The sequence below is a fragment of the Bradyrhizobium sp. GW821-FHT12B03 genome, from assembly GCF_058807535.1.
In genome coordinates this window covers 207,631-218,991 of sequence record NZ_JBXAQU010000013.1, presented here as the reverse complement: position 1 = coordinate 218,991, position 11,361 = coordinate 207,631, and the positions used below count along the sequence as shown (strand labels likewise).

At 58.8% G+C, this 11,361-nt stretch carries 8 protein-coding genes; 4 read left to right on the top strand and 4 right to left on the bottom strand.

Going from position 1 to position 11,361, the window contains the following annotated elements; all coding sequences use genetic code 11:
• From AC1RUR_RS24400 to AC1RUR_RS24390, 3 genes are all read left to right on the top strand, one after another.
• Positions 1-338, top strand: a 338-nt coding sequence (locus AC1RUR_RS24400; RefSeq protein ID WP_492848657.1) for a hypothetical protein, incomplete at its 5' end; no start/stop codon positions are given.
• A gap of 295 nt (positions 339-633) precedes the next feature.
• Complete coding sequence (locus AC1RUR_RS24395; RefSeq protein ID WP_492848655.1) at positions 634-1,611, top strand: ornithine cyclodeaminase family protein; 978 nt, start codon at positions 634-636, stop codon at positions 1,609-1,611.
• Between the two features lie 46 nt (positions 1,612-1,657).
• The gene (locus AC1RUR_RS24390; RefSeq protein ID WP_492848653.1) at positions 1,658-2,689 is read left to right on the top strand and encodes a Bug family tripartite tricarboxylate transporter substrate binding protein; all 1,032 of its coding nucleotides are present in this window, start codon (positions 1,658-1,660) and stop codon (positions 2,687-2,689) included.
• 12 nt (positions 2,690-2,701) lie between these two features.
• Here the strand turns inward: AC1RUR_RS24390 and AC1RUR_RS24385 are convergent, their stop codons facing one another.
• The 3 genes from AC1RUR_RS24385 to AC1RUR_RS24375 form a co-directional block, all read right to left on the bottom strand.
• Positions 2,702-3,217 (bottom strand): ParB N-terminal domain-containing protein, encoded by a 516-nt coding sequence (locus AC1RUR_RS24385; protein WP_492848651.1) that lies wholly within the window; start codon positions 3,215-3,217, stop codon positions 2,702-2,704.
• A gap of 239 nt (positions 3,218-3,456) precedes the next feature.
• The gene (locus tag AC1RUR_RS24380) at positions 3,457-3,924 is read right to left on the bottom strand and encodes a DUF2846 domain-containing protein (protein ID WP_492848649.1); all 468 of its coding nucleotides are present in this window, start codon (positions 3,922-3,924) and stop codon (positions 3,457-3,459) included.
• A 264-nt stretch (positions 3,925-4,188) separates the two neighbouring features.
• A complete protein-coding gene (locus AC1RUR_RS24375) occupies positions 4,189-5,043 on the bottom strand; it encodes a toll/interleukin-1 receptor domain-containing protein (RefSeq protein ID WP_492848647.1) in 855 nt (284 codons plus the stop codon).
• 167 nt (positions 5,044-5,210) lie between these two features.
• Between AC1RUR_RS24375 and AC1RUR_RS24370 the strand changes: the two genes are divergently transcribed.
• A complete protein-coding gene (locus AC1RUR_RS24370; RefSeq protein ID WP_492848645.1) occupies positions 5,211-7,157 on the top strand; it encodes a RelA/SpoT-related domain-containing protein in 1,947 nt (648 codons plus the stop codon).
• Positions 7,158-7,283: 126 nt separating this feature from the next.
• Here AC1RUR_RS24370 and AC1RUR_RS24365 read toward each other — a convergent pair whose 3' ends face one another.
• On the bottom strand, positions 7,284-11,051 hold the full coding sequence (locus AC1RUR_RS24365; RefSeq protein ID WP_492848643.1) for a vitamin B12-dependent ribonucleotide reductase: 3,768 nt from the start codon (positions 11,049-11,051) through the stop codon (positions 7,284-7,286).
• Positions 11,052-11,361 lie beyond the last annotated feature (310 nt).

The following is an 11,361-nucleotide window of genomic DNA, read 5'->3' as shown; positions in this document are numbered from 1 at the left end:
CCGCGTGCCAAATTCTGAATCCCTACAGATACTTGATTTTCACACCTAAGCCGCCGCGACCAACTGACTCAGTAGTATTAGCCGCAGGCGTAACCCACCTCTTGGGTCTCTGCGCCGGCAGAACCGGTGAGTTACGCTGCGGGAATTCACCTGCGTATCCCGGTTCAATTGTCACCGTCCGCCACAAGCCGCAACAACTGCCGCTTCATCGTATTGACCCCGCCGACATAGCCCGCGATGAGGTGATCGCCGCAGCGCTCGCCAGCGATCTGAAACTTGCGGCGCGGATGACGGTGACAGTGCGTAATTGCCACGGGGTGGGAAGCTGGGGCTCATGAACTATCTGGATCTCATGGACGACCGACGCCTTGCGAAACCCATCATCTTGATCTTGCCGAACGACTGATGATGGGTATCGCTTCGCTCCACCCACCCGACGGGCTAAAAAAGCGTCGCAGCGCTCAAATTCCCTTCAGACGCGCCCGCTTTCCATGAGATTTCAGGACCTGATTGCCTAGAAGACAGTATTGAATTTTTATTTGAATACAGAAATAGTTTGGACATGGATCAAATGCGTGCGGCGGTGGCAGTTGCGATCGATTGGTTGAGCGGGTTCGCTGCGAAGGCGGTGCCATGACGCTGAATCTCGCGGATGATGAACTGCTGTACCTGTCGCAGGCGGATGTCGTCGCATGCGATGCGCAGGTCGGCGAGTTGGAGGCCGCACTCCGGCATGCCTTCCTTCGCCGCGCGGAAGGCGGGGTCTGGTCGCATCCGAAGGTCACGATCAGCGCAGGCGGGGCCAACATCTTCCGCGGCAAAGGCGCGGTGATGGATCGCCCGGGCTATGCGGCTTTCAAGTGGTTCGGCTATTTCCCCGGCAACAGCAATGGCGTGCCGGACTTCATGCCGCTGATCGTTCTCAACGAGATCGAGACCGGACGGCCGGTGGCCGTCATGGACGGTGTCTGGATTTCGGCGATCCGCACGGCGCTCATCTCGCTCGTCGCGGCCCGCGCCATGGCGCGCGCCGATGCGGGCACGATCGGCTTTCTTGCGTGTGGTGCCCAGGCGCGAAGCCATCTCGACGTCTTCGCCGCGGCGTTTCCCCTGACCCATGTCGTTGCGTTCAGCCGCCGCCTCGAGACTTCAGAGGCCTTCGCCGCCAAGGCCCGCGAGAAAGGCCTGCAGGCGCGCGCCGTTTCCGATCCGCGCGCGGCGATCAAAGGCTGTGACATCGTCATCAGCTCGATTCCGCACGGTGTGGCGGATAACAGACAACTCGACGCCAACTGGGTCGAGCCGGGCACCTTCGTTTCTTCTGTGGATCTCGGCTTCGGTTGGAGACGCGACAGTCTTGCCGCCTTCGATCGCACAATGACCGACGACCGCGAGCAGAGCACCGCCGGTCCCAACGGAATCCTGAATTACGACGGACCGTTCGCCGGCGATATCCCCGATCTCGTGTCCGGCCGCATCGCCGGGCGCACCACGCGCGACGAACGCAATGCATTGATCTTTTCGGGCGCGGGCCTCGCGGATCTCGCCGCTGCGGCTTTCATCTATGAAGCGGCACGCGCTAAGGGCATCGGCACGAGATTGCCGCGTTGAACGGGATCTCGACGCGTGTCGCACGCGTCACGGAATGGAGCATGGGATGAGCAAGACATCGTCGCCGGGACAGCAGACAGCTTCTGTCAATCTTGGGAAGACCATGATCGGCCGCCGCCGGTTCATGGGGCTGGTCGGTGGCTCGGCAGCGCTCTTGGCCGCGCCGCGGATCGCATCGGCGCAGGCCTATCCCGATCGTCCGGTTCGCGCCATCGTCACGTTCGCGCCGGGTGGCACCGCCGACGTCTATGCGCGACTTGCCTGCGCGTATCTGTCGGAAAAGCTCGGGCAGCGCTTCGTGGTGGAGAACATCGCCGGGGCGACCGGCAACCGCGGAACGGTCCAGGCGGCGCGCTCGACGGCTGACGGCTACACGATCCTGTTCGCGCTGAGCACGCATGCGGTCAACGCGTCGGTCTTCACCAACATCCCATATGATCCGATCGCGGATTTCGTCGCCATCAATCTGTCGGTCTCCTCGACGCATGTGGTCTCCGCCAATCCCTCGATCCCAGTCAAGGATGCTAGGGAATTGGTGGCTTACCTGAAAGCGCGGTCCAATCAGAATTACGCGCATGGCGGCGTCGGGACCCAGGCGCATCTTCTCGCGGAGCGCTTCAGGGTGACGCAGAAGCTCGATATCGTCGGCGTGCCGTTTCCGGGCGCAGGCCCGGCGGTTCAGGCCGTGGTCGGCAACCATGTGCCGATCGGATGGACCACCATGGCATCGGCCGGCCCGATGATATCAGGGCGGCAACTCAACGCGCTCGCGGTCACCGGCAAGACCCGCTCAAAACTGCTTCCCGATGTTCCCACGATGATCGAGCAGGGGTTCCCGGACATCCAGGGCGACACCTGGGTCGGCGTCATGGCGCCGAAGGGGACGCCGGACAGCGTGGTCGGGGTCATCAACACTGCGATCACCGAGTTCCTGCAACAGCCGGCAGCGCAGCAGCGCCTTGCCGAGGTCGGCTTCGACGTCGTGAACAAGGGCCCGGCCGAATTTTCCCGCATCCTGGTCGAAGAGACCGGGTTCTGGAAAAAGATCGTGGACGAGACGGGCGTGAAGGTCGAGTAGGTCTTCGACCAATCAATAGCGTTCGCCGCTGCCCTTTTGCTGCGTGATCCAGGCCGACAATGATTTAGGCGCCGATTTCGTGGCTCGACCCGGTGATGCCTTCGGATTGTCGCGGACGCCTCTCGTCGGACGGGTGCGCGGCGCTTGCGTTGCGCCAGCGCCCTTGAAGCCAGCCGTCGATGCCTCTGCGGCTTCCTTCTCGAGGCGCAACTGTTTCAATCGCGCCATCTTCAGGCGCTCCGCCTCGACTTCGGGCCGTTCGGCGAGCAGCGGCTTGGGTTGAGCAAGCTCGGCCGTAACAAGGACGCCGAGAATGGTCGTCTCGCCGAGCGCCTTGCAGGCCTCCAGCCGATGCAGTCCCTCGACCAGAACGAGGCGGTCTCCGTCGAGCCTGATGGAAATGGGCTCCTGCTGTCCGATGTCCAGCATACTTTCCGCGATCTCCGCGACGCTCTCGGGCCTGAGGGCCTTCTTCAGCTTCGTGGGAACGAAGATTTTTTCGATCGGGAAGCTTTCCGGTTTGGGCATAAGGTGACTCTGGTTCTAGCGGGCCCGTCGGAACCCATGCCGGTGGGTGGGGAGTTTAGGAGGGAAGGGGTCGATCGCAAAGGCAATTTCGGGGGCAGGGTGTTGATGAGCAACGAAGCTGGAACCAGTCTCGATGACGGTGACAGTGCACTTGATTGACGCCGTTCATCAGACGCGAGCCGAAGCCGCAGATCGGCGTGAGTGAATTTAGTGCAATGTTCCGTAATTCATCCGTCGGGTTAATTCCGGGCCTTTATCCTTGCAACCGCGGCAGCTCCAGCAGTCGCATCGAGCGAGTAGAACATGTAGGGCGTGTTATGCCTGTTGCGGCAGGGGACAGGTCGCCCGGTTACGCCCATCGACGCGACATTGAACGAGTCCATGTTGGTATTCACGATCGGCCCCATCTCGAAATAGTAGGACATGCCGGGCTGCACGCGAATCTCGGCCTCACATCCCACCGAATCCATGGCACCAACGACAGTGATCGTGTGTGGTCCCGCCGGCCGATCCACGAGAATGTAGGTGGCAACTGCCAGTTCGCCCACCACTTTGCCATCGACCCTGATGTCGGGTTTGCCAAGCCGGCTCAAAATGCTGGGATGCCGGATGAAATAGATGTAGCCCTGCCGCGCGTCCGAGGTCTGGTTTTGAGCGAGGGCGGAGGTCTCTGCGACATATGCTTGCAGCAACAGGATCGTGCTCAATGCGAAAATCGATCTGAGAAAGTTACCGTACAACCGTACGGCCCACGCAGGCCAAGCCCATTCACGGGTCATCACCCCTGTGCCCCAAACGAGTTCATGCAAGCCTTGGTTGAGAGGCTACCAATCATTGCCGTGCGCGGAAAGGCTAAAGTATGCTGCGATTGCGGTGGCAGTGCACTTAATTGACGCCGTTCACCAAACGCGAGCCGAAGCCGCAGATCGTCAGGACGGAGCGAGTGAATTTAGTGCACCGTAATTCCAAGGCTATTCCGTGTTGGCCTTGAGAAAAGCGTCTATCTCAGTCGATAAAACCGATAGCTCGGTGATCAGTCCGGCTTTCACTGAGGCATTTAGGTTGCGACGCGGAATACTGATCTTGATCTCTTCCACCGACTTTTTCAAAATTTCGAGGTGGTCGACTTCGAAGGTGCCAAGCTCAAGAAACTCACCGATCAGTCCTACAAATGTCTTATACAGGGTGCTCTCATACTTGACGGTCGATAGGGTTGGTGTCACTGGCTTCGATTCAGTACCTCTTCCATCGACGTTGGTATCAGAAATTTTTCGAGTTAAGAGCAAGAGCTCTTCAATCAGCTCTCGATCCGACCGAATGTCTTTGCTCAGCTTTGTTGATCTGTGATCGACATTGATCTTTGATATTTGTGCCTCAAGATCTGGCCACCACTTCTCGAAAACTGTATTCGCCACGGAATCCGATAGCCTTAGTTCGCCAGCCGCAGCGTTGATAGTGAAAAATAGTTTTCGAATCTCAGGTTTCGCAAACTTGGTCGCTTGGAATTGCGCAAGGGGACCTTGGAGATCTGTTTCCTCCAAGCCAAAAATCACGGGGCAAACCTTGGCGCGTTCGATCGTGCTTGAGATCGCGCCCGCCTCGAACATGATCCAATTACTGGTAAGATTGTCTCGCGTTAAAATGATCAGGCAGATTGAAGAGGCTGACAATTCTTTGAATATTTCCGTTGCCCATTTCGATCCTTTCTCTATATCCGCAGGAGTGAAATATGGTTTTACGTATTGTAGAGCGCTGGGTATCCAGTTGCGAAAGGTCTCGGCGATCTCTCTGCTCACTTCGCCGGACCAACTTATGAATACGCGCATTTGTCTTTCCTTCACTAGCATGTGGGCCGCTCTGGATTCCAAAATAAGCGCCGTTACTTGCGGCCCCAGTCTGATGGCCAATGGCGATAGGTTAGACGGCACAAAAATTCGGGATAAGCGTACAAGGTATATCAGCAAAATAATTGTATGTTTTCTAGCTGCAACTATTGAATGAGTTTGAAGGTTTGCTAATCTCCTTCGATTTGATTGAACGGGGGTGGATTGTGGAGGTCGGACTAAGAGACGAGGCAATTCGTGCCATTGCTGGGGCAGATTACGTTCGCGAGCAGCTGCTGACCGCTCTTGCGCTAGGTCCCAACAACCTGTTTCGAAAAGCCTATGCTATCAAGTGTCGAGTAAAAAGCGAAGACAGACTAATTGGTAAGGTTCAGAAGAAGCAGAGAACTCGACCTCGCTACTCGCCTGATAAAGTTACAGACATAATCGGCCTGCGATTGTTGTGTTTGTTTTCTGACGAGCTTCCTTTGCTCGTTCAGGAATTCGTTGAATTTATTAAGGTGGGCCAATTGAGGCCGCTATCGCTTTTCACCGGGGATTCGCTTAGCGATACAATAAAGGAAGCGATCGTCTACTCGTCGGATCAGAAGAATCGGATCTATAGGCTAATTTACGAGCAACTGCTGGAGTTGGATGTGCCTCCATTAAAGGAGGACGGAACTAAGCGAATTGATTTCCGGCCGTCGGCAGAGGATCAGCCGTACTCATCGGTTCACATCGTGTGCACTGCAAATAGCTATTACTCGTCGAGCGCAAAGCCGAAGATCATTCCGGTCGAAATACAAATACGGTCAGCTTTCGAAGATGTGTGGGCGGAAATTGAGCACGACCGTAGGTATAAAGGGCCTGAATTCGAAAAGCGTTTTTCCTCGGAGGATGCTGCCTATGATATTGCTCAAAACCTCAATGCACGCCTTGTAAATCTTAAGCGCTTAATAGATTCGTGTTCGGGGGAGGCAGATCTCATAAAAACTGATTTTGACAACCTTTCTAAGCCGAGAAGTCGCGACTTTCCAGTAAACACCAATCATCGCATCGCTAACAGGGTTCGTTGTGCGGAGTCGGCCCCGCCAGAGATCAAGACGCAAATAAATGAGGTAGAACTTACCCTAAGCCGCACACACGATATGTTAGTGCAAAGCGGAGCTACGCGTCCGTTGATTGATCGGGTGGCTGCAGAAGCTGCAATTCACAAGAGCATCAGTGAGCTGGAAGCTGTTCGGTTGAGATACTCGGAGCTCGATGAGCGGGCGGCTAACGACGATGATTTTTTCTATTTTGTTTCCATGGAAGAGGCGCTTCTCCATTATTGGCTAGCCCTAGTGAATCAAGGTTCATCCGACTACAACGCCGAAACGTTCAATGCCGTCGCAAGTCAAGCCCTAGAGATATACTTCTCTGTAGTAGATAGGAATGTCCATCACAGTGATGCGCTGCTTCATTTTCGTATCGGTGCCTGCCTTCAACTGATTGGACAAACCGACCTCTGCATTCAGCGTCATCGCAGGGCGTTGGCCCTTTTAAGCGAAGATGAGCTTTTGCCTAAGGACAACATCTATCGGTCGATCATTCCGAGGCAGTGTGCGTACGTGATCTGGACGAGAGTTCGAGATATCTTGGAGAAAAATGAGACCGGACCGTTGAGGTATCAGGCGCTTGATTTATTGCTTGAAGCTATTCACATCTCGTTCAGGGCGTACGCGACACTCTTAACTGACAAGAACGTCGGATTTTCGAAGAATCCCAGCGAAAGAGCTCGCTATACCAACAACTTAGCCTATTATGCGACGCAATATAGCGAGCTGACCTCTCCAGAGCGCTTCTTCGAGCAGTCCGGGATTAGTGAAGCAGCGATTAACGAAATTTACGAGAATGTAAGAAGCAGTTGTGAAGCTTCTGTGCGTCGCATAGATACCTGCGCGCGTTTCGCTTGGGTCTTCGGGAAGCAACTGGAAGCGAAAGAACTCAGCTCCAAACTTAAGGAATTGCTTGCGAATCCACAAACTTTGAAGTCGTATAAAGAACAAGACATCAATCAAATGTTAGATACTGTGCGTAAGATAGAAGGAGTGGAAGACGATGGGGATATTACCTGAGGGCGATGAGCCATGACGATGCTTAAGGGGGGCTTCGCGCCCCCCTTAATAATTTCTCCCGCACATTTTTTTCTTCGTAATGACGGACGCTGGATCAATCAGCGCCCCGGTCCGCTTTCTTGACTATCACGAACACCCCGTCGTGCTTCCACACGTATCGCACTTCATGCAGGTGCCATTCCGCACCAGCGTGAAGTTGCCGCACTCGCTGCACATCTCGCCTTCGTAGCCCTTGGCCTTGGCTTCCGCGCGGCGCTCGGCCTTGCTGGGAGCCGCGACCGTCGCGGCGCTGCCGGCCTTGCTCCACTGGAGGGCTTCCAGCTTCTCGGTGGGCGAGAGGTCGTGGGCCACTTCCTGCTTCAGCGCGACTGCGCCTTCCAGGACGTCGCCGGCACGGCCCGCGCCGTGGCCGGCGAGAGCGGTGACCTTGCTGCCGCCGGACGGCGCGCTGTCGTTGCCTTGCGCGACCGCCGCGGAGCCGCCGCGCATCACGAACAGATTGTCGGTGCGGGAGCGGGTGAGGCCGCGCGAGACCAGCCGGGTCGCCTGGTGGTTCGGCTCCTCCGGCTCCTTGCCTTCCTCGACGCCCTTGCCGAGCGCGTCGAAGTTCGACTCGGTCGGGTCGACATGGGCGAGGTCGAAGCGCGACATGTAGCTCACCGCGAGCTCGCGGAAGACGTAGTCGAGGATCGAGGTCGCGTACTTGATGCTGTCGTTGCCCTGCACGGGGCCCGCCGGCTCGAAGCGGGTGAAGGTGAAGGCGTCGACATATTCCTCGAGCGGCACGCCGTACTGGAGGCCCAGCGACACCGCGATGGCAAAGTTGTTGATGAAGGAGCGGAGCGCTGCGCCTTCCTTGTGCATGTCGATGAAGATCTCGCCGAGACGGCCGTCGTCATATTCGCCGGTGCGCAAGTAGACCTTGTGGCCGCCGACGACCGCCTTCTGGGTGTAGCCCTTGCGGCGATCCGGCATCTTCTCGCGCTCGCGCATCACGATGATGCGCTCGACCAGCTTCTCGACGATCTTTTCCGAGACCTGCGTGGCACGCGCGGCCATCGGCTTCTCGTAGAGAGCCTCGACCGCATCGTCCTCGTCCTCATCATCGCTGATGAGCTGCGAGTTGAGCGGCTGGGACAGTTTTGAGCCGTCGCGATAGAGCGCGTTGGCCTTCAGCGCGAGTTTCCACGACAGCATGTAGGCGGACTTGCAGTCCTCCACCGTGGCGTCGTTCGGCATGTTGATGGTCTTGGAGATCGCACCCGAGATGAAGGGCTGGGCAGCCGCCATCATGCGGATGTGGCTCTCGACCGACAGATAACGCTTGCCGATCTTGCCGCAGGGATTGGCGCAGTCGAACACCGGATAGTGCTCGGCCTTGAGGTGCGGGGCACCTTCCACCGTCATCGCGCCGCAGATGTGGACGTTGGCCGCCTCGATCTCGCGTTTTGTAAATCCGACCGCCTGGAGCAGGTCGAAGCCCGGCGCGGCAATGGCTTCTGCGCCAATGCCCAGCTGGTCGCGAATAAAATCCTCGCCAAAGGTCCATTTGTTGAAGGCGAACTTGATGTCGAAGGCGGTCGGCAGGGCCTTTTCAACCTTGGCGATGGCTTCATCGGTGAAGCCCTTGGCCTTCAGCGTCGAGGCGTTGATGCCGGGGGCGTTGGACAGCGAGCCGTGGCCGACGGCGTAGGCCTCGATCTCCGCGATATCGCTCTCGCGATAGCCGAGCGCGCGCAGTGCTGCGGGAACCGCGCGGTTGATGATCTTGAAGTAGCCGCCGCCGGCGAGCTTCTTGAATTTGACGAGCGCGAAGTCCGGTTCGATACCCGTCGTATCGCAGTCCATGACCAGGCCGATCGTGCCGGTCGGCGCGATGACCGTGGTCTGGGCGTTGCGATAGCCGTGCTGCTCGCCGAGCTCGAGCGCCGCATCCCAGGCCGCTTGCGCGTGGGTGACGAGGTCGATTTGCGGGCAGGCGACGAGGTCCATCGGCACCGGGTTGACCGAGAGCGCCTCGTAGCCGTTGGACTGGCCATGGGCGGCGCGGCGGTGGTTGCGGATGACGCGCAGCATGTGCGCGGCGTTCTTCTTGTAGCCGGGGAAGGTGCCGAGCTCGGCCGCCATCTCCGCCGAGGTCTTGTAGGTGATGCCGGTCATGATCGCGGTCAGCGCGCCGGCGATCGCGCGGCCTTCCTTGCTGTCGTAAGGAAGACCCATGGTCATCAGCAGGCCACCGATATTGGCGTAGCCCAGGCCGAGCGTGCGGAACTCGTAGGAGAGCTCGGCGATCGCGCGGGACGGGAACTGCGCCATCATCACCGAGATCTCGAGCACGATGGTCCAGAGCCGGCAGAGATGCTCGTAGCCCTCGACGTCGAAGCGCTTGGAGGGGATGTCGTAGAACGTCAGCAGGTTCGCCGAGGCGAGGTTGCACGCCGTGTCGTCCAGGAACATGTATTCCGAGCACGGATTGGACGCGCGGATGTCGCCGGACGCCTTGCAGGTGTGCCAGTCGTTCATGGTGGTGTTGAAGTGCAGGCCCGGGTCGGCCGACGCCCAGGCGGCGTAACCAATTTTTTCCCAGAGGTCGCGCGCCTTCAGCGTCTTGGTGATCTTCTTGGTGGTGCGTCCGACGAGATTCCAGTCGCCGTCGGTTTCGACAGCGCGGAGGAAATCGTCCTTCAGCGAGACCGAGTTGTTGGAGTTCTGGCCGGAGACGGTGAGATAGGCTTCCGAATCCCAGTCGGTGTCGTAGACGTCGAACTGGATGTCCTTGTAGCCCTGCTTCGCAAACTGGATGACGCGCTTGATGTAATTGTCAGGCACGAGGCTGCGGCGCGCGAGCTTGATCTCGCGGCGAAGCGCCGGGTTCTTCTCGGGATCGAAGCAATCGTCGCCCGAGCCTTCGCAGTTCACGCAGGCCTTCAGCACCGCCTTGAGGTGCTTCTGGTTGATCTTGGAGCCGGTGACGAGAGCGGCAACCTTCTGCTCCTCCTTCACCTTCCAGTCGATATAGGTCTCGATGTCGGGGTGATCGACGTCGACCACGACCATCTTGGCGGCGCGGCGCGTCGTGCCGCCCGACTTGATCGCGCCGGCGGCGCGGTCGCCGATCTTGAGGAAGCTCATCAGGCCGCTGGAGCGGCCGCCGCCCGACAGCTTCTCGCCTTCGCCGCGCAGGCGGGAGAAATTGGAGCCGGTGCCGGAGCCATACTTGAACAGGCGGGCTTCGCGGACCCAGAGGTCCATGATGCCGCCCTCGTTGACGAGGTCGTCACCGACGCCCTGGATGAAGCAGGCGTGCGGCTGCGGGTGCTCGTAGGCCGACTTGGACTTGGTCAGCTTGCCGCTGAAGGGGTCGACGTAATAATGGCCCTGGCCGGGGCCGTCGATGCCATAGGCCCAGTGCAGGCCGGTGTTGAACCATTGCGGCGAGTTCGGCGCGACCATCTGCATGGCGAGCATGTAGCGGAGCTCGTCATAGAAGGTCTGGGCGTCGGCGTCCGACGTGAAGTAGCCGCCCTTCCAGCCCCAATAGGTCCAGCAGCCGGCGAGGCGGTCGAACACCTGCTTGGCGCTGAGCTCGCTGACATAGCGCTCTTTCTCAGGCAGCTGGCTAAGCGCCTCGGTGTCGGGCACGGAGCGCCACAGGAAGGAGGGAACGGACTCTTCCTCGACCTTCTTCAGGCGCGCGGCAACGCCCGCCTTGCGGAAGTATTTCTGGGCAAGCACGTCGGAGGCGACCTGCGACCATTCGGTCGGGACCTCGACGTTCTCGAGCTTGAACACGACCGAGCCGTCGGGATTACGAATCTCCGACGTGGTCAGCCGGAAATCGATCCCGGCGTAAGGTGACTGTCCCGTGGTGGTGTGGCGCCGCTCAATCCGCATCGTCTTGCCCCGTCCTTCATCTTTGACCGAACCGCCTCCGCTGGGGCGCCCGGGTCGCTATTGCACTTCGCGAAGCTCTCCCCAGCCGCCTGGCCTGGAAAGCGTCGCAGTTCAGCCGGTGGTTCCGGCCTGTTCTTTCCCGGGGGGTGTCGGGTGCGAGCACCTCTCATCCGCCGGCATGTCCAGACACATCCGCCCCCAAGGGGATGGGCCCGACATGCGTTCAACGCCCCACAACGACACAACGTCTACCGATGCCATCCGAGCCTGTTGCCGGCCCGTTCTGGCGCCCGAAAAGTCCGCTTGCCGC

What these genes read in the sequence shown, in the direction of transcription:
- AC1RUR_RS24365 (WP_492848643.1), bottom strand. Translation starts at nt 11,051, where the DNA reads ATGCGGATTGAGCGGCGCCACACCACCACGGGACAGTCACCTTACGCC.
- AC1RUR_RS24385 (WP_492848651.1), bottom strand. Translation starts at nt 3,217, where the DNA reads ATGCCCAAACCGGAAAGCTTCCCGATCGAAAAAATCTTCGTTCCCACG.
- AC1RUR_RS24390 (WP_492848653.1), top strand. Translation starts at nt 1,658, where the DNA reads ATGAGCAAGACATCGTCGCCGGGACAGCAGACAGCTTCTGTCAATCTT.
- AC1RUR_RS24375 (WP_492848647.1), bottom strand. Translation starts at nt 5,043, where the DNA reads ATGCGCGTATTCATAAGTTGGTCCGGCGAAGTGAGCAGAGAGATCGCC.
- AC1RUR_RS24395 (WP_492848655.1), top strand. Translation starts at nt 634, where the DNA reads ATGACGCTGAATCTCGCGGATGATGAACTGCTGTACCTGTCGCAGGCG.